Source organism: Niveispirillum sp. FG156 (assembly GCF_057809555.1).
This window is the reverse complement of sequence record NZ_JBMDKE010000019.1, coordinates 84,720-110,991: the sequence shown is the minus strand read 5'-3', so window position 1 is coordinate 110,991 and position 26,272 is coordinate 84,720. Positions and strand designations below refer to the sequence as shown.

The following is a 26,272-nucleotide window of genomic DNA, read 5'->3' as shown; positions in this document are numbered from 1 at the left end:
CATCAAGGCAGGATGATCGTGGCGTGCCGTGCATCGCGCACGAAAACCGGCTGGAACTGCGGCGGGAAATAGGGGTGGCGGAAACGGATGGAGCTGGCCACATGGTGAACGCCCGGCGCCAGACCACCTTCCTTGGGCACGATCACCGTGAAGAAGGTGCCGACATAGAGGCGGGCCACCGTTTCCTCGGCCATTTCCGCATGGCTATATTCCCGATCGCCCACCCGGATGCGGCTCTGTTCAGCGGGATATTCCACCCCGTCGATCACCAGATCGACCCCTTCAATCAGGCTGAGGCGGGAGCTGCGGTAATTGGGCTGACGGATACGCACCTCAAAGCCGGTGCGCGCACCAACGGGGCCGATATTGTGGAAACCGGTGCTCTGGATATGGCTGCGCTCAAGCATGGAGGCTCCCCCCGTGGGCGGCATCGTATTCGGCTTCAAGTTTGCGGATCAGGGCGTGCTGACGGCGCACCTGCTCAACCGATACCCAGGGGTCGCGGGCACCTTCATATTCGCTGGACAGGTAACCCGAATAACCCAGCTTCTTCAGCATGGGGATAATCCGATCCCACGGAATGTGGTGATCATGCAGGTTCTCATCGATGTGATGGAACTTGGCCTGGATGAAGGGCACATATTTGATGACATCGACCAGATGCTCCACCGGCACCTTGATACCGTTGAGGAAACTCAGTGCGCCTTTGCGGATTTCGTCCGTTTCCCCGCCGCCCCATTTGTTCAGGGGACGGTCCTGGAAGATGCCGGTATCGATCATCAGACCGAAATTCTTCGTGCCGGTCCGTTCGATGAAGGCGATGTAGGCATCGGTCACCGGATGGCGGATCGGCGTCGGCGAATGGATTTCCGGCAGGATCACGATGTCCAACTGCTGGGCCAGATCAAGATTGCGTTCCACAGCCGGCTCCCAGATCGGATCGGGGGTCAGGTCGCCATCGATCACCCCGAACTTGGGCCGCAGGAACTTGAAGCCCAGCCGGTGCGCCAGCCGCAGGTCCTGCGCAATCTGCGCCGTCCCCTCCTGCGCACTCATATTGCGGCCAATGGTGATGCGGGTATCCACCCAAGCCGCCATGTTGGTCGGCTCCAGCTTGTACCGGTCCAGCAGGGCGAACCAATTATCCAGCCAGGCCGATGTCGGCTCCGGATAAGTAGGAATGCTGGTTTCACCCAGGATTTCGATACCCGTGGAACCGGTGCCCGCGACATGATCGAAAGCGTCCTCCAGGCTCATCACGGTACCGAGATCTTCGGTGTAGCTATAGAGCGACACCCCGTATTTGAACGCGCTCAAGGCGTTGCACTCCCTCTTGGTCAGGAATTCCTGCATCGCCCCGTGGGGAAGCCGCAGCCTCCCCGCGGGGTCGTGAGGATCAGAAGTTCACGCCCATGCGCACGCCGAGGGTGCGGACGGAGTCGTAGTTGAACCGCTGGGTCAGAGACAGGGTCTTGGCATTGACGGCATCGCCGGCGTCATTGCCGATGGCGTAGGGCCTGATCTGGTTGAAGCAGTTCTTGCAGAACAGGCTGACCGACCAGCTTTCCGCCTTGATCCCCAGATTGGCGTCAAAGCGATCCGTGGTGGGAACCGTCATCCCCGGTGCAAAGCCGGAGTTCAGCGGCGAGCGGTGGTAATAGGTGACGCCCGTGACGCCATCCAGGCTGTCGGTCACCGGCACCGTGTAATCCGCCGTCAAGGTGCTGGTGAACTTGGCCGACAGCGGGACCCGCAAGCCGCCGGCGTCGAACGTGTTATTCACGGCACAGCTTGCATTGGATTGCAGCACATAGCACTGCGCCCCCGGATAGGAATTGAACTTCGCATCCGTGTAGGAAAGCGACGCCCCTAGCGTCAGGCCCCGTACCGGACGGGCCTGCAGGGTCAGATCCGCACCCTTGGTGGTCGCCGTGGCGGCGTTGTTCAGGGTGTTGGCCTGCAGCACCTCGTCAAATGACTGCACCTGAAGGTCGGTGAAACGGGTATGGAAGACCGACGCGGAGATGATCAGCTTACGGTCCAGCAGTGACGACTTGATACCAACCTCGCCACCCTTCGAAATCTCAGGACGCACGCTGATATCAGCGCCCGCCTTCGGTGAGGCGTTGGAGAAACCAGGTCCCTTATAGCCACGGCCATAGAAGCCATAGACGAGGGTGTTCGGGTCAAGGTCATAGTCCAGGCCAACTTTCCAGCTGAAGTTGGTGTTATCGACATCGCCCTTGCTGACATTGTTGGGAACGCCAAGCGTGACGAAATACTTCTTGATGTTTTCCACCAGATCAATGGAGGCCTTGTCATAGGTCAACCGACCGCCGGTGGTCAGCTTCAACTGCTCGGTCAGGGCGTAATTGAACTGACCAAAGGCAGCGTAGCTGCGCACCTGGCTTTCCAGCCGGGAATCCTGCCCCAGGAAGTAAAGGTTGCTGACACTGCAAGCCGGCGGCGGCCCCGCCGTGACGGTGGCGTTCACACAGAAGGGGAAGCGCGGCAGGACGGCGGCGGGCATGTTGTTGAGACCGCCGCGCTGTACCGCATTGTCGGTATTGCTCTGGAAGTAATACAGCCCCGCCTGACCGCCAAAGGGACCGTCATCGGGAAGCGCCAACCGCACTTCCTGGGAGAACTGATCATACTGCGTGCTGTTGGTATTGACGTTCAGGAAATTGACCGGAGTCTGATCGGAGTCATTCGCGTAGGAATGATCCATCTTCTTCCAGGCGGAAATGCTGGACAGCTCCATACCATCATCGAAGACATAGGCGAGCTTTGCCTGAACACCGCCCATCTCGATATCGCGCCAGGATTGGCCGTCCTGGGCGATTTCCAGGTTCTCAGCGCCGGGAACAACGCCGGCACCGCCAAGGATTGTCCGGTACTGCGTATTGGCACCCAGCGACCGGAAGGTTGTATCCCAGAAACCCGAGATGCCGGTGCGCTTGAAATAGTCACCGCCGAGATTGACGGTGAAACCATTGCCGGGATCGCTCAGGAACTTGAGGCGGACACCCTTCTCCTCGACGTCATCTTCATACCGGCCCACAGGTTTCACAAGATTGCGGACCAGCGAGTCCTGGGAACTGTACGTGCCGGCGATACGAAGGGCGCTGGTTTCCGTGACCGGAACATTCAGGGCCGCGCGATTGCGGATGCCCAGGCCGTTCGATCCGGGCCGGAAACGGCTGGTACCCTCCGCGTCGATGAAGCCGCTGGTTTCTCCCAGAACCGGATTAACGGTGGTGATGTTGACCAGACCGGCAGAGGCGTTCTTGCCGAACAGCAGGCCCTGCGGACCGTTCAGAACCTCAACCCGCGCAACATCATAGAAGGCATTGGCAGCAAAGGCGGGAATGCCCAGCACAACATCGTCAACAACCTGCGACACGGTGGACTCAACGGTCGGCGCATAGGTGTTGGTGCCGATCCCGCGAATGGAGAAGGTGTCATCGATGCCGGTCTGCAGGCTGGGCGTCAGCTTGGTGATCGAGGCAAGGTCATTGACCCCGTTGGAGGTCAGCAGGTCGGCAGACACCACCGCCACGCTGGTCGGCACCTTCAGCACGCTTTCGCTACGGCGCTGCGCCGTCACGATAATCTCGGCCAGCACATCATCCTGGACCGATGCCGCCGGGGCCTGCGCCTGGGCAAGACCGGGCACCATGGCGGCGCACGAGGCCAACAGCAGCATCTTGATCGACTGACACGTTCTCATTCTTGCATCTCCCTAATTTTATCTTGGTTTTGTGAGCCCCAATTCGGGCGTGACGGCGCAAAGCCCCGGAAGCACGCCGGGACCAAACATCACTTCCATCAAGAGACAGGGCCGACTGCCGGCCGCCGCAATTCCCTTGCGTCAAACTCGAATTGGAATATAATTTTAGTATGGCTGTTGAAGGACGATGTCAAGTGCCCTTGTTTGCCCCCCGAATGAATCATGCTCCAGAAAGCCGGCGGATCGCGAAGGGGGCGGATACGACAGCATAAGCCATTGTTCTGAAACAAATCCTCTGCCCACCGCGAGAAGCAGCCTGTAGGACAAAACCGACGGCGACAGAACAGTCGGCGGATCAAGGGGCAGAAAATCTCTCGCAACGGACGTTGCGAAATGTGCCGTCTTCGGAGTAAGCAATGCTTATGGTCAAACAGCTGAAATCGCCTGAAAACGGACAATCCCCGGCGCGGTCCCGCCGGGCTCTCGTCCCGTCGGGTGACCCGGTCCCGCTCAGCCTGGACCGGGAGCCGGTGCAGGGACGCAGTCAGGCCTCCTTGAAGCGCATGCTGGCCGCCGCCCGCGATCTGATGCTGGAACGCGATGGCGAGGAATTCACCCTGAACGAGGTGAGCAGCACCGGCAGCGTCTCCATCGGTTCCATCTATCATCGGTTCAGCAGCAAGGACGAACTGGTCCGCGCCGTCCTTGAAGCCGAAATGCATGAGATCGAAGCGGCGGAAACCCTGGTTCAGCAGCAGTCGCTTGACCGCTCCACCTCGCTGGATGAGTTCATCAAGCTCTATGTTCTTGATTTCTTTGAGGTATTGAAGCGCAACTCCCTTTTCATCCGCCTCAATATCCGCCGCGCCGCCACCGACCCGGCCGCCGCCACGCTGGGTGACCTGCATGAACAGCGGGCGGCGAAGCGGCTGCATGAAGCGTTGAAGAAATTTGCGGGCGACATTCCGGGCGATCTCGACCTGAAGGCGTCCTATGCGCTGCATATGATCTTCTTCGCCCTGGCCTGGCAGCTGACGCCGGAAACCCAGCGCCCGACCAAGCCGCAGCAGCACCCGGACTGGGTCGTCCAGGAACTGTGCAAGATGATCAGTTCCTATCTGAAGAACTGATCAGCGCCGGCGCCACGCTGCGCGGGCCTCAAGAACAATCCCCGGCTTTGGAAAGTGAACATCATGATCACGCCGAAGGGCCTTTGCGCCATTCGTCTGGCCGCAGCAATGCTGCTGGTGTCCCCGGTGCTGGCCGGGGAGCCGGATGGCACATTGGACCAGCAGTTCCGCAACCCACCGGCAGAGGCACGGCCGCATGTCTGGTGGCACTGGATGAATGGGAATGTCAGTGCCGACGGGGCGAAACTTGATCTGGAATGGATGAAGCGGGCCGGGATCGGCGGCGTCCAGCTTTTCGAAGGCAATCTGGAAACGCCGCAACTGGTTCCTGAACGGTTGGTCTATATGTCGCCGGCCTGGAAGGATGCCCTCCGCAGTTCTGTCGCGAAGGCACAGGAACTGGGGCTGGACGTCGCCATCGCCTCTTCCCCCGGATGGAGTGCAACGGGCGGCCCCTGGGTCACGCCCGAGGCCGCGATGAAGAAGCTGGTCTGGAGCGGCACCACCGTTACAGGTGGGCGAAAGCAGCGCATTTCCTTATCAGCACCGCCAGACGTGGCCGGCCCCTATCAGGACGTTCCGCAAAACCTCATCAAGCCGGGCAGCGGGGATGGACCCGCCTTCTACCGGGATATTGCTGTCCTGGCCTGGCGGACGCAGGCCGATCCCCTGCCCCAGGCGCAGTTCACGGCCAGCAGCGGCACGGTTCCCGCCCCCTTGATGAATGACGAACGCTATGGCGATACCGTCGACCTGCCCTTCGGTGGCCCGTCATCAGCCGCCTGGGTGATGCAGAGTTTTGAAAAGCCGGTCACCATCCGCTCCGTCGTGGTCGGGCAGCCGGGTGCGCGCGCGTTTGGTTCACCCGTCCCGCCACTGGTCCGCTTGGAGGCCAGTGACGACGGCGTCGCCTTCCGCGAAATCACCACCCTGCCCGCCACACGCTCCCCCGTTCGCTCCGCCTCCTTCGCCCCGGTGACGGCACGGTATTTCCGTCTTACTCTGTCGGTGGAGGCCTCTTCCGCCGGCGGTCCGCCCCCGGTGGCATCCGGCGTCGCCCTGCCTCGGTTTCCGGTTCCCCCGGCAAGCTACCGCCTTTCCGAATTCCGCCTGGACAGTGCCCCGCGCATCCATCGGGCAGAGGAAAAGGCCGGGTTTGCCACCGTTCCCGACTATTACGCCATCGCCACACCCGCCGAAGCCGTCGGCAGTGCCCCGGCGCCGGGGGACGTGATCGACCTGACCCGTCACCTGCGGCCCGACGGCACGCTGGATTGGACCCCACCCGCCGGACACTGGCGTGTCGTCCGGTTGGGATATTCCCTGACCGGGCATCAGAACGCACCAGCGCCGAAGGAAGCAACGGGGCTGGAGGTAGACAAGCTGAACGCGCAGCATGTCAGGGACTACGCCAACCATTATTTCGGCATGTACCGCGACGCGGTGGGGGTGGAACTGATGGGGGAGAAGGGCATCCGTGCCCTGCTTTCTGACAGTATCGAGTCCGGTCCGCAGAACTGGACCGACACGATGCTGGCCGAGTTCCGGTCCCGGCGGGGTTATGACGCCCTGCCCTGGTTGCCTACCCTGACCGGTGCCGTCATTGGCGGGGCGGAGGCCAGCGACCGCTTCCTCTGGGATTTCCGCCGCACCATCGCCGAACTGCTGGCCGAAAACCATTATGGCGTACTGGCCAGGGCCGCCCGCGACCATGGCCTGACCTACTATGCCGAAGCGCTGGAGGATCAGCGCCCGCAGCTTGGCGACGATATGGAGATGCGGCGTCATGCCGACATTCCCATGGGCGCCATGTGGACGCTGCCCAAGGGGGGACAGCCCAAGCCCACCTATGTCGCCGACCTTCAGGGTGCGGCATCGGTGGCCCACCTTTATGGTCAGAAACTGGTGGCCGCCGAATCCTTCACGGCTTTTGGACAGCCCTGGGCCTTCTCACCCCGCGACCTGAAACCAACCGCAGATACCTTGTTCGCCCTAGGCGTCAACCGGCCGATCATCCACACCTCACCGCATCAGCCCTTCACCGACGGGCGGGTCCCCGGCCTGGCATTGGCCACGGTGCTGGGCCAGTATTTCAGCCGGGGTGAAACCTGGGCCGAACAGGCGCGGGGCTGGACCAACTATCTCGCCCGCTCCTCCTACCTGCTGCAACAGGGGCAGTCGCAACGGGATATCGCCTATTTCCATGGGGAGGAGGCGCCGATCACCGGGCTTTATGGTGAACGCCCCCTGACCGATATCCCCGCCGGATACGCGTTCGACTTTGTCGGTGCAGATGCACTGCTGAACCAATTGTCCGTCGAAAACGGTGATCTGGTGGGCAAAAGCGGGGTGCGCTATCCCATTCTGGTGCTGGGCGGTTCCAGCCGGATGATGACGCTGCCCGTCCTGCGCCGGATCGCGGCCTTCGCGGCAGCGGGTGCCACGATTGTGGGTCAGAAACCCGTGGGCACGCCGAGCCTTGCCGATGATGCCGGTACGTTCCGGACACTGGCCGATCAGCTCTGGGCGTCAGACCGCCTTCATCCCGATCTGGACACAGCCCTAAAGACCCGCAACCTGACACCGGATTGGGATGCCGGTGCCTTGGCGGGGGATATTCAGGTGCTGCACCGCCGTCTGGACGATGGCGACCTTTATTTCGTCAGCAACCGCAGTACCGGCCCTCTCAACGGTGAGATCAGCTTCCGAATCAGCGGCAAGGCACCGGAACTGGCGCGGGCCGAAACCGGTCACATAGACCCGGTATCCTACCGGATCGCAGAGGGCCGCACATATCTGCCGCTGACAATGGATGGGCATGAGGCATTCTTCGTGCTGTTCCGCAAAGCCGCCCTGGTGGACAAGCTGGACCTGCAAACCCCACCCCTGCGGCCCCTGCTTGAACTGACAGGGCCATGGGAGGTGCAGTTCCAGGCGGAACGCGGTGCCCCCGCCCAAAGCCGCTTCGACCAGCTTATGTCATGGACGGAACGGACGGAACCGGGCATCCGCTATTTCTCCGGCACAGCCACATACAGCCGGACATTCGATCTGCCAAAAGGCCGGACCGGGCAAAACCAACCGGTACATCTCGACCTTGGAGATGTGCGCGATATAGCCGAGATCAGCATCAACGGCCAGCCGGCGGGTCTGCTATGGCATCCGCCTTACCGGACGGAGATCACATCCCATCTGAAGCCGGGCCGGAACCGGATTGAGGTGAAGGTGACCAATCTTTGGGTCAATCGCCTGATCGGCGATGCCCAGCCGGGGGCGGAAAAGATCACCTACACCCAGGCCCCCGCCTATAGTGCGGATGCCCCACTGCTGTCTTCCGGTCTTCTGGGACCGGTACAATTGCTGACGCGATAATACTAACGGTCAAAATTCTTGACCGTTAGTATCCGCGCCGACTGGCGCGGCGGCGGCCCATGCCGCCGAAGCCTTTAATCCCGATGAGTCGGGATTAAAGGCCGCCGGTATAAACCCACATTCCGGGTCGGCGAACCGACCCGGAAGCAGGACCCTGGTCAGAACCGGGCCTTCAGTTCCACGCCAACCGTGCGCGGCGGGGCCTTGGTGGTGAAGTTGAAGACGGTGGTGTTGGGCACGACCAGGACCACACCATCGACATTATACCGCTTGTCGAACAGGTTACGGGCATAGAGCGTGGCGCCCCAGGTCTCGTTCTCCACGCCCAGACGGACATTGACGAGGTCCAGGGCCGGACGTTCCGTGCCCGGCGTGTTCAGCGTGTCAAAGAACATCGGACCGGTGCGGTTATATTCCACACGCGCCGACAGATCATAGTCGGCGAAGACCGGGACCGTATACTGCGTACCCAGGATCACGTCATACTTGGCCGTGAAGGGGAAGCGGTTGCCCACAGTCTGCGGCAGTTCGGCGTTCTTCTTGATCTCGCTGTCCAGATAGCCATAGCCGAAGAACAGGTCCAGACCCTCGGCAATGCGCGCCTGCCCGTCCAGCTCGAAGCCCTTGATCTGATTGCGGTCCACGATGGAGATCACGCGCGACAGGGAGAAGGGGAAGAACTGGAAGAACTGTGCGTTCTCCACCTTCGTGCTGAACGCTGCGACATTCAGGGTCAGGCGCCCATCCAGTAGACGGCTTTTCACGCCGGCTTCATAAGAGGTGGAGCTTTCTTTGCCGAACTGATCCTGGACCGTGGTGTTGCGGACGCCATCGACATTGATGATGTTGAAGCGGCTGCCCAGCGGATTGAAACCGCCCGAACGGAAGCCCTCGCCATAGGTGGCGTAAAGCGACACATCCTCGGTGGCTTTCCAGCGCAGGGAGACGCGCGGCTGTGCGGCGCTGAAATTATCCGACCGGACCAGACCCGTGACATTGGGAATGGGGGAGTAGGCGGCCGGCGTCAGGTTCTTGGACTTGCGGTCTTCCTTGTCGTACCGCATGGCGGTGGAGATTTCGAGTTCGGGCGTGATGTCATAGGCCAACTGACCGAACAGGGCCCAGGCCTCGTTTGCATTGTCGGTCCAGGTAACGGCCACGATGGGGTTGGCGGGACCGCCCAGCGGATCGGATACGATCACGCCCTGACCCAGATCGTTGCCACGGTTCAGCACGACCTCGCGGTTGAACTTGATGTAATAGGCACCGGCGATATAGCGCAGGCGGTTTTCACCCGGCGAGGTGAAGCGCAGTTCGAAGGAGGTATCGTCCTGATTACGCTCCTGATACTGCGTCCCGTCGCGCAGGGTCGGGCCGTAACCTTCGATCAGGGCCGGATTGGTGAAGAAGGCCGACGGGGCCGGACCACCGGGGAACGGCACGCCGAACAGCGCCAGATCGACGGCGCCCTCACCGCCCATATTCTCTTTCAGGTCATGATAGGCGGCGGTGAAGGTCAGGGTGCCGGCATCGCTGTTCCAGTCGATCTTGCCCGACAGGTCGACACGTTCCTGATTGTTGAAGCTGCGGACATTGCCGGCATAGGGGATGGACGTGTCCTTGATGTTCACGCCATTGACGAAGCCGGGCGTACCCGCCGTCTGATTGTTGAAATTGAAGGCATAGCCCTCGATCTCGCCATAGCCGGCGGACAGATCGACCTCGATATCCTCCGTCGCCTTATAGACCAGACGACCGCGCACCAGGCTTTCAGTGAAGGGATCTTCCTTCTCCTTCAAGGTGATATTGTCGTAATAGCCCTTGCGATCCTTGTGTACCGCCGTGATGCGGGCGAACAGCTTGTTCTCCACCAGCGGACCGCCGACATAGCCGCCGACCTTGTATTCATTGCCGCGGAACTCATAACCAGCCTGCACCTGCCCCTCGGGCGTGTCGCCGGGCTTCTTGGTGTTGACCAGGATGGCGCCGCCAATGGCGTTGCGGCCATAGATCGACCCCAGCGGCCCCTTGATCACCTCGATCTGCTCAATATCCACCATTTCCTGGTTGAAGGCGTTGGGATTGGGCACCAGCACGCCGTCCAGCACATAGGCAAAGGGCGGTTCGGCATCGCGCGGCTGGATCACGCCACGGATATGCACCTGACTTTCGCCGACATTGGTGGTCTGCAGGAAACTGACATTGGGCGTCAGGGCCAGGAAATCAGCCGGGCCGGAAATGCCGGCCTTTTCAATGGTCTCTGATGTGAAGGCCGCCACGGCGACCGGGGTTTCGCGTGCCGTCTCGTTACGCTGGCGGGCGGTAACGACGATCTCCTCCAGCATGATCGGGTTGCTGGCGCCCGCCGACGGGACGTTCTGCGCCTGGGCCGGCATATTGGATACAATCATGGATGCACAGATGGCCGTGCCGGTCAGCAGGTGGCCTAAGGAAATACCGTTGCGCATGATCTCTTGTCTCCGCTGTTCTATGGATTTTATTGATTTTCTGGGGTTGGCCCGACTATTCGCCGTACCGCTCGCCTCAGCAAAAACTTATATGAGATTCCGCTTTCGGCAAGCACCGATGCATGACATTGTATACTTTATGGATGGAATGTGACGCGAAAGCCGCGCTGGCCCCCAAAGGCTGCGCAGCGCAGGGATCTGTCACTCAACGTACCGGCCCGGCAGAACGGATGGGTGGTGCGAACAGGGTTCCTTGCGCTAAGAACAAGCGTCACACCGCCGGGACGGAACCCACCAGGACATGCAGCGATGAGTAATGCCGTCGAAAAGGCCTATGCCGAAATCCGCGACGCCATCCATGCCGGCCGATTCCCCCCCGGCGCGCACCTGAAGGAAGGCGAACTGGCCGACCTGATCGGTGTCAGCCGCACGCCGATCCGCGAGGCGCTGCGCCGGCTGAATGCCGAGGGGGCGGTGAAGTTCATGCGCAACCACGGCGCCTTCGTCGCCGACTGGTCGATGGACGAGATCAAGGAAATCTTCGACCTGCGCGCCATGCTCGAAGGCTACGCCGTCGAACGCGCCGCCGAACGCGCCAGCCCGGAACAGGTGGTACGCCTGCGCCAGTTGGCGGAGGAGATGCTGGCACTGGAAGCCAAGGGCACACCCGACGCCCTGTCCCGCATCGCGGAGGCCAATGGCGAATTCCACCGCCTGATCATCCAGGCCGCCGGTACACAACGCCTGTCCTTGATGATGGCGCAGGTGGTGGAGGTCCCACTGGTCCTGCGCACCTTCCACCGCTACAACGCCGAGGCGCTGCGCCGCAGCCTGCGCCACCATATGGAGATTGTATCAGCGTTCGAGGTGCGCGACGGCGCCTGGGCCGGCTCCGTCATGCGCAGCCACATCGCCGCCGCCTGGCACGCGATTGAGGCAAGCCGAGCGGAGAAGGCGACGGGGGTAAGGGAGGCAGCGGAGTGAGGGGGACTGGTGGTAAGGCGGGTATTGCCTTACACTGCATGCTGATGGTGCGGGAGAACGGTCATGGGCGTGATGCTGACAGTTACGGCGAAGGGACAAGTGACCTTCCGCAAGGAAGTGCTGGAGCATCTCGGTGCCGGGCCGGGCGATCAACTTGAAGTTGAGATGTTGCCATCTGGCCGTGTAGAGGTCCGCGTCGCAGCCAAAGAAGGAATTGGGGGCTTCATTGGGTGCTTGCGCTCGACCAGAGCCAGTCCTCCTTCTATTGACGAAATGAATGAGGCGATTAGTAACGGGTGGGCCGGCAAGCCGTGATCGTTACCGCCGACACGAATATCCTGGTTCGTGCTGCCGCCATGGATGATCCGGTGCAGTCGCACAAGGCCGCTAAATTACTGGCTGAAAGTACGTCGATTATTATCACCCTGCCGACATTATGCGAGTTTGTTTGGGTGATGAGAAGGAGCTACGGACAAAATCACAGTGAAATTGCGTCAATCATCCGGCGCCTGTTGGTTACGAACAAGGTTCAGACGGATCGGGCTGCGGCAGAGGCGGGGATTCAGTTTCTCGATATGCATGGCGATTTCGCGGATGGCGTCATTGCCCATATTGGCGCCAAGGCAGGTGGCGAAGTATTTGTGAGTTTCGATAAAAAGGCGGTCAAATTAGTCGAACAAGCCGGACATAGAGCCTGGGACCTGAACACGGACAGGTGATTGGCGGGGCTTATCGCCCCGCCAATCACCCAAATCAAGCAGCACGTACACTCTCCTGCGTTGCCGGATCGACCGGGGCCGGCAGGCCGGTTTCGGCCTGGCAGCTCGCGCGCAGCTGGTCGATCGTGCCGCCGAAATTGAACAGGCTGGTATCGCCGCGTGCCGTGCGCAGGCTGTCGCGCAGGGCTTCGGTCGCGGTCGCGTCCACCGATCCATTGGCGGCCAGGACCACACCATAGCGCCGGGCACCATCCACCGTCACCAGGCCGCGCTTGACGTCCGCCGCCACCAGCGCGGGATCGCGGGCCAGGGGGTCGCCCCAGCCGCCGCCGCCCCAGGTATCGAAGATCAGCAGGTCGCCGGGGCGGACCTGGATATCGTCGATCTTGGCGGCCAGCACCTTTTCCGTACCATCTGCGCGGATGAGAACGCGGCGGGAGCGCCAGCCCGGCTCGCCGCCATTCACGCCCCAGGGATAGGTGAACCAGCGGTCATCATGGATGGCGATGGCGCCGGGTTCCAGGAAGCGATAGGCGATGCGGACACCATTGCCGCCGCGATGCAGGCCCGGCCCGCCGCTGTCAGGAATGGTTTCATACCGCTCGATCCGCAGCGGAAAATAGGCTTCCAGGAACTCGTTGGGCACATTGGTGAAATTGGGCCACAGGGAATGTCCGTCCGGCCCGTCACCAAAGGGCCGGCCCGGAATGCCGCCGAACCCGATCTGAAACAGCTGATAATATTTCCCCGACCCGCGATAGCTGCCCGACAGCATCAGATGTGGGGAGGAAGAGAAGCCGGCAGCGTTCAGGAATTCCGGCGTGCGTTGCCCCAGAAGTGCACCCAGCACGTCGAAGACGCGCCCGATGCCGTGGGTACGGCAGGACAGGGCCGCCGGATATTTCGGCTTCAGCAGCGATCCTTCCGGGATGCGCGTTTCCACCAGATCATAGAAGCCGTCATTGAACAGGATCTGCGGGTCGAAGACCATGATCATGTAGATGCCGAAGAACATCTTCAGCATGTTTTCATTGAGATAGAAGTTGATAGAGCTTTCCGACTGGGGCGAGGTGCCTTCCCAGTCCAGGATCACCTTCTCCCCCTCGCGCCACATGGTGGCCTTCAGCTTGTAGGGGCCATAGCCACGACCATCGTCGCAGATATAATCCTCAAAGCTGACCTTCTCCTCACTGATCGATGTGGCGATCAGCTTGACCATGGCGCGTTTGTTCCGCTCCAGCAACTCTCCTGTCGCAGAAACGAATATTTCTGTACCGAAACGGCTGCACAGCTCCGTGATGCGGCGCGCAGCGATGCGGCAGGACGCGATGATGGCGTTCAGATCCGACCGGCACCAATCCCGCGTGCGGGTATTGTTCAGGACCAGTTCCAGCAGATCCTCATTCAGCACACCCTTGCGGTACAGCTTTACCGGCGGGATGCGGATGCCTTCCTGGAAAATGGAGGTGGCGTCGGTGGGCAGGCTGCCCGGCACCTTGCCGCCGACATCGGTCTGATGTCCGAAATGGCAGGTCCAGGCGACCAGCTTGCCATCCTTGAAGACCGGCAGGATCACCAGCCAGTCATTCAGATGGCTGATGGCCCCTTCGACCGAATAGGGGTCGGACAGCCAGATGATGTCGCCTTCTTCGATGGTGCCCTTGTAGTTCTTCAGAAAGCCGCCGAGGAAGGAGCCGAATTGCCCCACCACCATCTTGCCTTCATTATTGGCAATCAGGGGGAAGGCGTCGCCCTGTTCGCGGATGCCGGGCGACATGGCCGTGCGGAACAGGGTGGCGTCCATTTCGGCCCGCGCATTGCGCAGGGCGTTTTCAATAATGTCCAGCGTGATCGGGTCAATGACGATCTTCTGAAACGGGGTCGGGTTGGTTTCGATGATCTTGGCAACCATGGGTCTATCCCTCTTTCCAGAAGTATCGTCAGGCAGCAGCGAGCGGGCGGATCAGGATCAGCCCGTAATCGTCAACCTCCGCCCCATGGTCGGGCAGCAGCACGGTCGTGCTGTCCATTTCACAGATGATGGCGGGACCCGTGATGAAATCCCCGGCCTTCAGCTTCGCCCGGTCATAGATGACAGCCGAATGTTCCTTGCCATCGGCCCAGATCGCATGGTCGCGTACCTTGGCCGCCGACGGATCGCCATCACCCTTGGGCAGCTTCTCCAACCGGATGGCCGACGCCTTGCCCAGGGCCGTGGCGCGCACCGTCACCAGTTCACGGTCACTGTCCAAGCAGAAGGTGAAAAGCCGCTCATGCTCCTTGTCAAACGCAGCGGCCAGTGCCTCCAGCCCGCCATCGGCAAACCCGTCCAGGGATACGGGCAGCGACACCTCGAACGCCTGACCGGAGTAACGCACGCCCGCCTCGAAGGTGATTTCCTGATCACCTTCTGCAACGCCCTCCGCCAGCAGTTCACGCGCCACGGCGGCACGCAGGTCGGCCAACAGGCCCGCCACATCCCCATTGCTGACATCGGCAAAAACCTTGCCCACCGACTTGGCCCGTTCGGCGCGCAGACGCGTGGTGGCGTCACCAAAGGCGCAAAGCACACCGGGGCTGGGCGGCACGATGACGGGCCAACTGCCCAGCAGCTTGCCCAGCGCATTGGCATGCAGCGGCCCGGCGCCGCCAAAGGCCACCAGCGCGAAATCGCGCGGGTCGTAGCCCTGCTGAACGGAGATCAGGCGCAGGGCACCCATCATCGTCTCATTGGCGATGGAGTAGATGCCATTGGCCGCCGTCGACAGATCAATGCCCAGCGTGTCGGCAATGCCCTGCACTGACGCCGCCGCCGCTGGCCGGTCCAGCCGCATGGTACCGCCCAGCAACTCCTCCGGCAGGTAACCCAGCACGACATTGGCATCGGTCACGGTCGGCTTGTCCCCGCCACGCGAGTAGCAGACAGGGCCAGGCACGGCACCGGCCGACGCCGGGCCGACGCGCAGCGCCTTGGTCAATTCCGGCACAAAGGCGATGGAGCCGCCGCCGGCCCCGACAGTGCGGATATCCAGAGAGGTGGCGCGCACCTTCAGGTCACCACATTCGGTCTCCCGCGCCAGACGCGGTTGACCATTTTCAATCAGCGCCACGTCGGTGGAGGTACCGCCGACATCAACAGTCAGCAGGTTTTTGAAGCCCGACTTGCCGCAGACCCACAGGGCGCCTGCCACACCGCCGGCAGGCCCGCTCATCAGCAGATTGACGGGATGATCCTGCGCCTTTTCAAAGCTCATCAACCCGGCATCGGAACGCAGCAGGTTCATCTGCCCGTTCATGCCGGCCTTGTTCAGCTCGGCCTTCAGGTTGCGCACATAATTGGCGACACGCGGGCGGACATAGGAATTGGCGACGGTGGTCAGGGCGCGTTCATATTCCTGCATCTCCGGCAGGACTTCGGATGACAGCGACACGGGAAGGTCGGGGAAAACCTCCCGCGCGATCTGTCCCGCCCGCACCTCATGCGCGTCATTGCGGTAGGCATTGATGAAGGCGATGGTCAGGGCCTCGATCCCCTCCCCCTTCAGCTTTTCCAGGGCGACGCGCAGGGCAGCCTCGTCCAGCGGCGTGACGATGGAACCATCCGCGCCAATGCGTTCCGGCACCTCCACAGTGCATTCCAGCGGGGCCGTCAGCGGCGGCTTGTTCCAGACGATCCAGCCGGCCAAACCACCGGGCACGAAGCTGCGCGCGATGTGCAGAACCTGGCGGTAACCATCGGTGGTCACCAGCCCCACCCGCGCCCCCGTGCTGGTCAGCACCGTGTTGGTGGCGACGGTCGTGCCATGCATGAAAAGCTGCACATCCTTGGGGTCGATCCCCGCCTTGGCGCAGATTTTCAGGGTGCCGGTGACAACGGCCACCGACGGATCGTGTGGGGTGGAGGGCACCTTGTCGCGGAAGGTTTCACCCGTCTCATCCTCGATCAGCAGCAGGTCCGTGAAGGTTCCCCCCACGTCCACGCCGAGCCTGTAAGCCATTCTAAAACTCCTGTTCCCGAATGTTTTCTGCTTTTGATGCGGCGTGGATTTTTCCCGCCGCTATTGCGTCTTGGCCGGCGGCGGAAAGATGCCCGCCCGGCCCAGCATCGCCGGATTCCGGCGTCCGATGATCCCTTCCAACCAACTAGCGGCCTCAATGACGGCGGCAAGGTCCACGCCGGTCCTGATCTTCATGCGGTTCAGCATGTAGACCAGATCCTCGGTCGGGATATTGCCCGTAGCCGCCGGCGCGAAGGGGCAACCGCCAATGCCGCCCAGCGAGCTGTCCAGCACACCCACACCCGCCATCACGGCGGCATAGGCATTGGCGATGCCGGTGTTGCGGGTATTGTGGAAATGGGCGCGCAACCGGATACCGGGCAGCGCCGCCGACACAGCGGTAAACCGTTCCACCACATCAGCGGGGCTGGCCACGCCGATCGTGTCGGCTAGCGCAATTTCATCCACGCCATGGTCGGCGGCACGTTTCGCCACCTCCACCACGCGCTCCACCGGCACCTCCCCTTCAAAGGGGCAGCCGAAGGACGCGCCGATGGTGATGCTGGTCGGCATCTTTGCGGCCTTGGCCGCCGCCGCCACCTCTGCCCAGCCCGTCAGCGTCTCCATCGTGGGCGCGCCATTGTTGCGCTGACTGAAGGTATCGGACGCCACCAGGACGTAATTGACCTCCGTCACCCCGGCGGCCAGTGCCCGGTCGAACCCACGGCCATTCATGGCCAGCCCGATATAGGAGATGCCATTGCCACGCGGCAACGCCGCCAGCACTGCCTCGGCATCGGCCATTTGCGGCACCCGCTTGGGGTTCACGAAGCTGGTCACCTCGATCCGCCTTGCACCCGCCGCAATGGCACGGTTGATCAGCTCCACCTTCTGATCGGTGCTGACGGGAGTGGCTTCGTTCTGCAATCCGTCGCGAGGGCTGACCTCGACGATTTCCACCTGGGAAGGCATCCGCTGCTTCCTTGCTACAGGCATGCGGGCCTGCCGCCCGACGCGCCCTGATCACACTCAAATGTATACAACCATGCGGCAAGCGGCCCTGACAAGAGGATTTAAACAGCAGATTTAAGCCCAGCCACCCCTTGCCATCTGGCCTTAATATGTGCATCTTTTAGCGGAATTCCAGTCGCCCGCCCTTCACCGGCGGACATGCTGACCGACAAAACCGAATGTATACATTGATCGGGAGATGATGGTGACGGACCAGGGCATCGACACCAATGACGGCACGGGACAGGTGGCCAAGCGCCAAGGCCCCCTGACGGACCTGCGCGTGATCGAGATGGGGCAGCTTTTGGCCGGCCCCTTCTGTGGTCAGCTGCTGGCCGATTTCGGGGCGGAGGTGATCAAGCTGGAACAGCCCGGCAGCGGTGACCCGATGCGCGAATGGGGCCGGGAAAAGCCGCATGGTAAGTCGCTCTGGTGGCCCGTGGTCGCCCGCAACAAGAAGTCGGTGACCCTTAACCTGCGCGAAAAGCAGGCGCAGCAAATCGTACGCGATCTGGTCGCCAAGTCCGACATCCTGATCGAGAATTTCCGCCCCGGCACCATGGAGCGCTGGGGCCTGGGTTATGATGTGCTGTCGCAGATCAATCCCAAGCTGGTGATGGTGCGCGTCACCGGCTTCGGTCAGACGGGTCCCTATTCGTCCCAGGCCGGCTATGGCTCCATCGGGGAGGCCATGGGCGGTCTGCGCTATGTCGTGGGTGATCCGTCCACGGCGCCATCCCGAATGGGCATTTCCATCGGCGACAGTCTGGCCGCCACCTATGCTGCCCTGGGCGCCCTGATGGCGGTCCATGCGCGCGAACGCACGGGTCGGGGCCAGGTGGTGGACAGCGCCATTTACGAGGCTGTACTGGCCATGATGGAAAGTCTGGTCACGGAATATGACCAAACCGGTTATGTCCGTGAACGTACCGGCCCCATTCTGCCCAATGTCGCGCCCAGCAATGTCTACCCGGCCAGCGACGGCCAGATGATCCTGATCGCTGCGAACCAGGACACCGTGTTCAAGCGTCTGGCCGAAGCCATGGGCCGCCCGGAACTGGCCACCGACCCGCGCTATGCCACGCATTCGGCGCGCGGTGCCGTGCAGCAGGAACTGGACGATCTGATTTCCGACTGGACCCGCACGGTCGAATCCGGCTTGCTGCTGGACCTGATGGAAAAGCATGGTGTACCCGCCGGTCGCATCTATCGCGCACCGGAGATGATGGAAGACCCGCATTTCAAGGCGCGGCAGAACATCATCAAGGTAGCGCATCCGATCTTCGGCAAGCTGGCCATGCAGAATGTGGCTCCGCGCCTGTCCGATACGCCGGGCGGGGTGGTTCATCCGGGACCGGAACTGGGTGAGCACACGGCGGAGGTGCTGGGCGGTATTCTGGGGCTGGGCGAGGACCGTCTGGCCGAGTTGAAAACCGCAGGGATCATCTGACCATGGCACAGGACCTGGATGCCGATTATGCGCAGGCGGGGTTCGGCAATCGGCTGGGCTGGGGCAAGCGCCCTGCCCTGCTGATCATCGATTTCGTGAACGCCTATCTGGACCCCGCCTGCCCCCTCTATGCGGGGGTGGAGAAGGTGCGGGGACAGGCGGCAACCTTGTTGCTGGCCGCCCGCGCAGCGCGCATCCCGGTCCTTCACACCAATGTCGCCTATACGCCGGGCGGTGTGGATGGCGGCATTTTCTTCCGCAAGGTCAAGGCCCTGTCCTGTTTTGAGCGCGGCCTGCATCCGCACTGGGCATCCTTCGCAGACGGCCTGGAACCCATTGCGGGGGAACCCGTCATCACCAAGCAGTATGCCAGCGCCTTTTTCGGCACCTCCCTGGCCTCCACCCTGGCGTCCAGTGGCATTGACACATTGCTGATCGCGGGCTTGTCCACCTCGGGCTGTGTCCGCGCGTCAGCGCTGGATGCCTGTCAGCACGGGTTTGTGCCCCTGGTGGTGCGAGAGGCCGTTGGCGATCGCGACACACGTGTGCATGAAGCCAACCTGTTCGACCTTCACGCCAAATATGCCGACGTCATCGGGCTGGAAGAAGCGGTCACCCACCTGGGTGCCCTGCGGGCCTAGGCACTCCTGCACCCCTTCTCCCAATGGCGATTTATTGGCCGGGCTGTCAATTTCCCCTTCATAAAGGCATGGGAAAGTGTCAATGTTGATTGACACTCTTCGGGGGAAACGTGTCCCATGCCTAAGCCGTTTCCATTCTCCGCCATCGTCGGTCAGGAGGATATGAAGAAGGCGCTTCTGCTTGCGGCGGTTGAACCGCTGCTGGGCGGGGTGCTTGTCATGGGTGACAGGGGCACAGGCAAATCGACCGCTGTACGCGCCCTGGCCGAACTTCTGCCCAAGATCGAGACGCGCACCAACTGCCGTTATAACTGCCAGCCGAATGACCCACAGCCGGCCTGCGCCCGCTGTCAGGCTGCGGGGGCGGAAAAGCCGGCATTGGTGAAAATCCGCACGCCCATGGTCGACCTGCCGCTGGGCGCGACGGAGGACCGGGTCTGCGGATCGCTGGACATTGAAAAGGCGCTGGTAGCGGGGGAGCGGGCGTTCGAGCCGGGCCTGCTGGCCGCCGCCAACCGCGGCTTTCTATATATTGATGAGGTCAATCTGCTGGAAGATCACCTGGTTGATCTGCTGCTGGACGCGGCGGCATCCGGCGTCAACGTGGTGGAACGGGAAGGGTTGAGCATCCGGCACGCCGCCCGCTTCGTGCTGGTCGGCAGCGGCAATCCGGAGGAAGGCGACCTGCGGCCCCAATTGCTGGACCGGTTCGGCCTGTCGGTGGAAGTACGCACCATCATGGACCTGAAGCAGCGGATTGAGGTGATCCGCCGCCGCGACGCCTATGAAACTGACCCGGAAGCATTCGTGGCAAGCTGGGCCAAGCGGGACACCGCCATCCGCAGCCGGGTCGTGGCCGCGCGCAAGATCATGAAGCAGGTCGTAGTACCCGATGCCATCCTGTTCCGCCTGTCACAGCTATGCATGCGGCTGGGCATCGATGGGATGCGCGGTGAACTGACCCTGATGCGGGCGGGGCGCGCATCGGCGGCGCTGGACGCGCGCTTGGAGGTAAACTGGACGGATATCGAGGAGGTGGCACCGATGGTGCTTTGCCACCGTCTGCGCCGCGATCCGATGGACGAGGCGGGAACCGCCCCCCGGATCGAACGCGCCCTGGCGGCCCTTGATGCCGGGCACGGCCATGCATGAAGATGGCGACGGCCCCTTCGACGCGTTGCAGCGGCAGAGCGAGGATCGCTGGCGCGACGCAATGATGGCGGCGCGGATTCTGACAGTGGCTGGGCCGGAGATCGGGGGGCTTTGGCTGACAGCGCGGGCCTCGGGTATCCGTGATCATTTCCTGGATCATCTCTGCGCCCTGACCCAGCCGCGCCGGGCAACAAGGCTGCCGCCGGGTACCACCGCCACGGCGCTGTGCGGGCATCTGGATATTGCCCGATCCACGGCGGCAGGGCGCATTGTCTGGGACAGCGGCATCCTGGCCGCGGCGGATGGGGGCATCCTGTTCATTCCCATGGCCGAACGGCTGGACCCCGGTGCGGCGGCCATGATCGCGGAGGCCATGGACACACGCACCTGCCCCCGTTTGCGGCCAAACGCCAACGAAGCACGGCACCCCAGCCGCGTCACCATCGTTGCCCTGGATGAGGCATCGGCACCGGAGGAGATGATACCGTCCTGCCTGTCCGACCGGCTGGGTCTGCATATCCAGCTGGATGGCGTGATGCTGCAAACCATTAAAGCGGTAGTGCCGGACACGGCACGGGCATCCGCAACGGACTGGCGGTCGGTTCGCCTGAACGATGGCATGTTGGAGCAGCTTTGCACCATCACAAGCGCAACCGGTCACATGTCTGTCCGTCTCCTCCATCACGTATCAAAGGTGACCCGCATCCATGCGGCCCTTGGTGGGCGGGTGGTTGCGGAGGCACAGGATGCCGTGGCGGCCCTGCGTCTTTGCCTGGGCGTCAGACTGACGCAAAGCCAGCCTTCAGCCGACCAGGCCCCACCGCCACCAGAGCCCGCCACCGCGCAGGATGCGCAGAACCAGCCCCCACCCGGAGAGGCCAGCGAAAGCGACGGCAATGGAATGCCGCGAGATTTGGACAGCCTGACGGAACTGCTGGCCGCTGTGGAACAGGGGGCGATCGACGGCCTGACTTTGACGGTCGGTGAACGGGCGGCACGGCAGGGAAGCCGTACCGGCAAAGGCGGGGCGACCGCCCGCAATGTCCGGCGCGGTCGTCCCTTCGGCAGCAGCAATACGCCGCCCTTCCCCGATGCCCGGCCCGATTTGGTGGAAACCCTCCGCGCCGCCGCCCCTTGGCAGCGGCTGCGTACCCGCCTGATGGTGGCGCAGACGGGGATCACCCCCACCGGCCTGCTGATCCGGAAGGAGGATTTCCGCTATCGCCGGCGGCAGCATCAACAGGCATCGACAGCCATCTTCGTCGTGGATGCCTCGGGCTCCACGGCATTGGAGCGGCTGGGGGAAACCAAGGGGGCCATCGAACAATTGCTGGCCAGTTGCTATGTCCGCCGGGATGAGGTGTCGTTGATCGCCTTCCGGGGCAAGGCCGCCGAAATCCTGATGCAACCGACCCGGTCGCTGGTGGCTGCCAAACGCAAGCTGGCGGCCCTGCCGGGCGGGGGACCGACGCCGCTCGCCTCCGGGCTGGAGCGCGGGTTGGAAATGGCGCTGGCCGCGCGCCGCCGGGGCAGCACGCCGGTCGTGGTGGTCATGACCGATGGCAGCGGCAACATCGCCCTGGACGGTACCGCCGACCGCGCATTGGCCGGACGTCAGACAGAAACCATCGCCCGGCTATATCGTGCACAGGGCCTGAAATCCATCTGCATCGATATTGCGCGGCGGCCGCGTGACAGCGTCACCAATCTGGCGGGTCTGCTGGGCGCGGACCTGCACCTTCTGCGTCAGGCCAACGCCGCCCACATGTCGGAGATTGTCCGCGCCTCCATGCATCGGGGGCCACCCGCATGATGGACGGCACCTGGCTGGACTGGAACAGGGACGGACTGGACTGGCCCCATCGGGCGGCCAGCCGCTTTGTCGATGTCGCCGGACTGCGCTGGCATGTGCAGGAAATGGGGCCTGCCGACGCGCCGGTCGTGCTGCTGCTGCATGGGACCGGGGCGGCCAGCCATTCCTGGCGTCATCTGCTGCCGATACTGGCCGCCACACACCGCGTCGTGGCGCCGGACCTGCCCTGTCATGGCTTCACCCGGCCACAAAGCTGGCCCGACCTGTCGCTGAACGGCATGCGGATGGCGGTGCAGGCGCTGATCACCACCCTTGGCATTGTGCCGGCGGTGATTATCGGTCATTCGGCGGGTGCGGCCATCGCGGTGTCGTTGGGCAGGGGCGACGCGGTCAAACCGCCCCCCACGGTGGTGGCCATTAATGGCGCCTTTCGGCCCATCCGGGGGGACCGGATCTTCTCTCCCCTGGCAAAGGCGCTGTTCGCCGCCCCCCTGTCGGCCAGCCTGTTCGCGGCGGCGGCGCGGGGCGGCTGGTTCGGCGATAACCTGCTGACGGCCACGGGATCAAAGATCGACAATGCCGGGGCAGTGCTCTATCGCCGCCTGCTCACCTCCTCCAGTCACGTGCGCGGTGCGCTGGGGATGATGGCAGCATGGGATCTGACACGGTTCGATGCCTTGCTGGCGGCCCTTCCCGTCCCGCCCACGCTGATCGCCGCAAAGGATGACCCCATGGTTCCCTGGTCAGACACGCGCCATGCGGGGGATATCGCGCGGGATGCAAGGTTAAGGCCGGTGGATCGTGGCGGTCACCTTCTGCATGAGGTCAGGGCCGATATGGTCGCGGGATTGATTGCCGACGCCATACGGGCCTGCCCCGCCAGCCGGGTGGATGCCGCATGAACATGATCACCCCCCATATCAGGCCCGACGCCCAGGCACCCGACCCGTCACGGCCCCAGGCCGTGGTCATCGGTGCGGGTGTGGGCGGCCTGTCGGCGGGTGCCCTGCTGGCGGCACGCGGCTACGGCGTCACCATCATCGATCCGCTGGATGCACCGGGGGGCCGGGCCTATGCCCACCGGCAGGATGGTTTCGTCTTCGATGCCGGCCCGACCATTATCACCGCGCCCTGGATGTTTGAGGATCTCTGGCGTGATTGCGGCGGGCGCCTTTCCGATGATGTGCAGATCCGGCCCTGCAATCCGTTCTACAAGATCCGTTTCGATGACGGTGCCTGGTTCAACTATTCCGGCGATCCGGCGGCCATGGAGGCAGAGGTTGCACGGTTCGACCCGCGCGACGTTGCGGGCTATCGCAGCTTCATGGATGAAAGCCGCCAGATTTATGAGGTGGCTTTTGAGCAACTGGCCGATCAGCCTTTCCACAGCCTTGCCTTCACCGCCAAAACCCTGGCAGGACTGGTCCGCCTGGGCGGATATCGTTCCGTTTATTCGGTTGTTTCCAAGCATTTCAGGAACGAACGGCTTCGCAACATCTTCTCCTTTCATCCGCTGCTGATTGGCGGCAATCCGTTTTCCGCCACCTCCTTCTATTGCCTGATCGCGCATCTGGAGGGGCGGTATGGGGTGCATTATGCCGTGGGGGGCACAAACGCCCTGGTCCATGGCATCGCCAATCTGGTCCGCCGCAATGGCGGCGTCATCCGGCTGGGGCAGACGGTTGAAACCATCCTGACGGAGGGGCGCCGGGCCACCGGTGTGCGCCTGAAATCGGGAGAGATTGTGCCGGCGGACATCGTCATCTCCAACAGTGACCCGGCCACCACCTATGGCAAACTGTTGAGCCATCACCCCCGCCGCCGCTGGACCGATGCCAAAATCGCGCGCGGTGATTATTCGATGGGGCTGTTCGTTTGGTATTTCGGCACCAACCGCCGCTATGACGATGTCTATCATCACACCATGCTGTTCGGCCCCCGGTACAAGGGCCTGTTGACCGACATCTTCAAGCGGCAGCATCTAGCCGATGATTTCAGCCTTTACCTGCACCGCCCCAGCGCCGTGGACCCCAGCGTGGCACCTGACGGCTGCGACGCCTTCTATGTGTTGAGTCCGGTTCCAAATCTGGGTGGCACCACGGACTGGCAGGACATGGCGGAAACCTATCGGCAGCGGATCGCGGCTCATCTGTCGCGCACGCTTCTGCCTGATCTGGAGCGCCATGTCGTCGTGTCCAAGATGGCCACGCCGCTGGATTTCCGCGACCGGCTTCTGTCCTGGCAGGGGGCGGCATTCGCGTTGGAACCCAAACTGCTGCAAAGCGCCTGGTTCCGCCCGCATAACCGCAGCGAGGAGTTGGACAATCTGTTCCTGTGCGGGGCGGGGACGCATCCGGGCGCGGGGCTGCCCGGTGTTCTGTCGTCCGCGCGGATCGTGGATGGGCTGGTTCCGGATGCCGCTGCGGTCACCGGTCACGGCAGGGGGAGCAACCGACCGTGAAGGACAGGCAACCCGCTAATGATTGCGACGATATCGGGATTTCATCCGACGGCTCTGACAAGGGCCGCTTGGCCCCGCGACGGACGGTGGACATGAATTACGGCTTTACCGGTGACGGGGTGGATCTGGATGCCTGCACCGCCTCCATCCGGCGCGGATCGAAATCATTTCACATTGCCTCCCTGCTGTTGCCACGCAGCACACGTCAAGCGGCCCACGCGCTCTACGCCTTCTGCCGCCATTCCGACGATCTGATCGATGATAAGGCCCGGCGGCCCGACGCCCTGCTGCGCCTGCGGCAGCGGCTGGACAGGATTTATGAGGGTGTGCCTTGCGACCATGCCTGTGACCGCGCCTTTGAACGCATCGTGGGCGGTCACAGCATTCCCAAGACCATCCCACTGTCCCTGCTGGACGGGTTTGCCATGGATATGGTGGACCGGCGGTACCGCAGCATTGCGGAGGTGAAGCAATATGCGGCGCGGGTGGCCTCTACTGTCGGGCTGATGATGTCGCTGGTCATGCGGACCGGCGATGCCTGGACCCTGGCGCGGGCCGCCGACCTGGGCCTTGCCATGCAGTTGACCAATATCGCCCGCGATGTGGGGGAGGATGCACGCAATGGCCGGCTCTACCTGCCACTGGACTGGCTGCGCGACGCCGGGATAGAGGGCGATGCCTTTCTGCGCAATCCCCGTTTCACGCCGGCGCTGGCCGGGGTGGTAAAACGGCTGCTGGATGAGGCGGATCGCCATTACCTGCTGGGCCATGCCGGTATCGCCCGCCTGCCCGCAGGCTGCCTGCACGCCATCCGCACCGCCGCCCTGACCTATCAGGATATCGGGCGCTGCATCGCCCAAAACGGCTATGACAGTGTTTCCCAGCGCGCCCGGACCACGCTGTCGCGCAAACTGTCCCTGGTGTTGCGGGCCAGCCGGCCTGTCATCCTGTCCCCGGATAGGGCCGCCATGGCCGCATCGGCGCCCGCCGATCCGTCGGTTGCTCGCCTTGTTGCCGCCGCAGCCGACGCCTTTGCAGCGGCGGAAAGCCAGCGTGTGGCGACGGAAAGTCAGGGATCACAGATTGAGCGGGTAACCAGCATCCTGATGGATCTCCACCGGCGGCGGCTTGAAGACCGGCGCGCACGACGCCTGCAACGCTGGCAGAAGGTGGCGCATCTTGGCTGAGAATTATTTTGGGCTGATCGAGGCGGGAATGGTCTTCGGCCTCGCCATCGCCTTCTACATATGGCAGCGGCGTGACCTGCGCCGGTATGAGAAGCAGGATCGCGCCGCGCGGGAGGCCAAGCAGGCCAAGACAGACGATAATACCCCGTGAAT

20 protein-coding genes are annotated in these 26,272 nt (G+C 62.8%); 13 read left to right on the top strand and 7 right to left on the bottom strand.

The window, feature by feature from the left end:
* Positions 1-2: 2 nt before the first annotated feature.
* The 3 genes from ACODSP_RS14000 to ACODSP_RS13990 all read right to left on the bottom strand — a co-directional run bounded on the left by ACODSP_RS14000 (position 3) and on the right by ACODSP_RS13990 (position 3,733).
* Positions 3-407, bottom strand: a complete 405-nt coding sequence (locus tag ACODSP_RS14000) for a C-glycoside deglycosidase beta subunit domain-containing protein (RefSeq protein WP_488966182.1) — start codon at positions 405-407, stop codon at positions 3-5.
* Positions 400-1,317 (bottom strand): sugar phosphate isomerase/epimerase family protein, encoded by a 918-nt coding sequence (locus ACODSP_RS13995; RefSeq protein ID WP_488966181.1) that lies wholly within the window; start codon positions 1,315-1,317, stop codon positions 400-402. The genes ACODSP_RS14000 and ACODSP_RS13995 overlap by 8 nt, the downstream gene beginning before the upstream one ends.
* Before the next feature lie 79 nt (positions 1,318-1,396).
* Positions 1,397-3,733: a TonB-dependent receptor gene (locus ACODSP_RS13990; RefSeq protein ID WP_488966180.1), complete on the bottom strand. Its 2,337-nt coding sequence runs from the start codon at positions 3,731-3,733 to the stop codon at positions 1,397-1,399.
* Positions 3,734-4,149: 416 nt separating this feature from the next.
* Between ACODSP_RS13990 and ACODSP_RS13985 the strand changes: the two genes are divergently transcribed.
* Complete coding sequence (locus tag ACODSP_RS13985) at positions 4,150-4,863, top strand: TetR/AcrR family transcriptional regulator (protein WP_488966179.1); 714 nt, start codon at positions 4,150-4,152, stop codon at positions 4,861-4,863.
* A 63-nt stretch (positions 4,864-4,926) separates the two neighbouring features.
* The gene (locus tag ACODSP_RS13980; RefSeq protein ID WP_488966178.1) at positions 4,927-8,235 is read left to right on the top strand and encodes a glycosyl hydrolase; all 3,309 of its coding nucleotides are present in this window, start codon (positions 4,927-4,929) and stop codon (positions 8,233-8,235) included.
* A gap of 158 nt (positions 8,236-8,393) precedes the next feature.
* On the opposite strand, the gene ACODSP_RS13975 is transcribed toward ACODSP_RS13980, so the two are convergent.
* On the bottom strand, positions 8,394-10,703 hold the full coding sequence (locus tag ACODSP_RS13975; RefSeq protein WP_488966177.1) for a TonB-dependent receptor: 2,310 nt from the start codon (positions 10,701-10,703) through the stop codon (positions 8,394-8,396).
* A 309-nt stretch (positions 10,704-11,012) separates the two neighbouring features.
* Between ACODSP_RS13975 and ACODSP_RS13970 the strand changes: the two genes are divergently transcribed.
* The 3 genes from ACODSP_RS13970 to ACODSP_RS13960 all read left to right on the top strand — a co-directional run bounded on the left by ACODSP_RS13970 (position 11,013) and on the right by ACODSP_RS13960 (position 12,406).
* Complete coding sequence (locus ACODSP_RS13970) at positions 11,013-11,687, top strand: GntR family transcriptional regulator (protein ID WP_488966176.1); 675 nt, start codon at positions 11,013-11,015, stop codon at positions 11,685-11,687.
* A 63-nt stretch (positions 11,688-11,750) separates the two neighbouring features.
* On the top strand, positions 11,751-12,002 hold the full coding sequence (locus ACODSP_RS13965) for an AbrB/MazE/SpoVT family DNA-binding domain-containing protein (RefSeq protein WP_488966175.1): 252 nt from the start codon (positions 11,751-11,753) through the stop codon (positions 12,000-12,002).
* Entirely contained in the window at positions 11,999-12,406 is a 408-nt protein-coding gene (locus tag ACODSP_RS13960; RefSeq protein ID WP_488966174.1) for a type II toxin-antitoxin system VapC family toxin, read from the top strand. The genes ACODSP_RS13965 and ACODSP_RS13960 overlap by 4 nt, the downstream gene beginning before the upstream one ends.
* A 34-nt stretch (positions 12,407-12,440) precedes the next feature.
* Here the strand turns inward: ACODSP_RS13960 and ACODSP_RS13955 are convergent, their stop codons facing one another.
* Genes ACODSP_RS13955 through ACODSP_RS13945 form a run of 3 tightly spaced genes read right to left on the bottom strand, consistent with a single transcriptional unit; the run spans position 12,441 to position 17,376 of the window.
* On the bottom strand, positions 12,441-14,318 hold the full coding sequence (locus tag ACODSP_RS13955; RefSeq protein WP_488966173.1) for a hydantoinase B/oxoprolinase family protein: 1,878 nt from the start codon (positions 14,316-14,318) through the stop codon (positions 12,441-12,443).
* A 28-nt stretch (positions 14,319-14,346) separates the two neighbouring features.
* Complete coding sequence (locus tag ACODSP_RS13950) at positions 14,347-16,404, bottom strand: hydantoinase/oxoprolinase family protein (protein WP_488966172.1); 2,058 nt, start codon at positions 16,402-16,404, stop codon at positions 14,347-14,349.
* Positions 16,405-16,464: 60 nt separating this feature from the next.
* Positions 16,465-17,376 (bottom strand): hydroxymethylglutaryl-CoA lyase, encoded by a 912-nt coding sequence (locus tag ACODSP_RS13945; protein WP_488966171.1) that lies wholly within the window; start codon positions 17,374-17,376, stop codon positions 16,465-16,467.
* A gap of 238 nt (positions 17,377-17,614) precedes the next feature.
* Between ACODSP_RS13945 and ACODSP_RS13940 the strand changes: the two genes are divergently transcribed.
* The 8 genes from ACODSP_RS13940 (at position 17,615) to ACODSP_RS13905 (ending at position 26,270) form a co-directional block, all read left to right on the top strand.
* A complete protein-coding gene (locus ACODSP_RS13940) occupies positions 17,615-18,865 on the top strand; it encodes a CaiB/BaiF CoA transferase family protein (protein ID WP_488966170.1) in 1,251 nt (416 codons plus the stop codon).
* Between the two features lie 2 nt (positions 18,866-18,867).
* A complete protein-coding gene (locus ACODSP_RS13935) occupies positions 18,868-19,506 on the top strand; it encodes an isochorismatase family protein (protein WP_488966169.1) in 639 nt (212 codons plus the stop codon).
* A gap of 117 nt (positions 19,507-19,623) precedes the next feature.
* On the top strand, positions 19,624-20,658 hold the full coding sequence (bchI, locus tag ACODSP_RS13930) for a magnesium chelatase ATPase subunit I (RefSeq protein ID WP_488966168.1): 1,035 nt from the start codon (positions 19,624-19,626) through the stop codon (positions 20,656-20,658).
* Complete coding sequence (locus ACODSP_RS13925; protein ID WP_488966167.1) at positions 20,636-22,471, top strand: VWA domain-containing protein; 1,836 nt, start codon at positions 20,636-20,638, stop codon at positions 22,469-22,471. The genes bchI and ACODSP_RS13925 overlap by 23 nt, the downstream gene beginning before the upstream one ends.
* The gene (gene bchO / locus ACODSP_RS13920) at positions 22,468-23,373 is read left to right on the top strand and encodes an alpha/beta fold hydrolase BchO (protein ID WP_488966166.1); all 906 of its coding nucleotides are present in this window, start codon (positions 22,468-22,470) and stop codon (positions 23,371-23,373) included. Before ACODSP_RS13925 ends, bchO begins: the two co-directional genes overlap by 4 nt.
* A complete protein-coding gene (locus ACODSP_RS13915; RefSeq protein ID WP_488966165.1) occupies positions 23,370-24,932 on the top strand; it encodes a phytoene desaturase in 1,563 nt (520 codons plus the stop codon). The genes bchO and ACODSP_RS13915 overlap by 4 nt, the downstream gene beginning before the upstream one ends.
* A complete protein-coding gene (locus tag ACODSP_RS13910; RefSeq protein ID WP_488966164.1) occupies positions 24,929-26,119 on the top strand; it encodes a phytoene/squalene synthase family protein in 1,191 nt (396 codons plus the stop codon). Before ACODSP_RS13915 ends, ACODSP_RS13910 begins: the two co-directional genes overlap by 4 nt.
* Positions 26,112-26,270 (top strand): hypothetical protein, encoded by a 159-nt coding sequence (locus tag ACODSP_RS13905; RefSeq protein ID WP_156344427.1) that lies wholly within the window; start codon positions 26,112-26,114, stop codon positions 26,268-26,270. The genes ACODSP_RS13910 and ACODSP_RS13905 overlap by 8 nt, the downstream gene beginning before the upstream one ends.
* Positions 26,271-26,272: the final 2 nt, after the last annotated feature.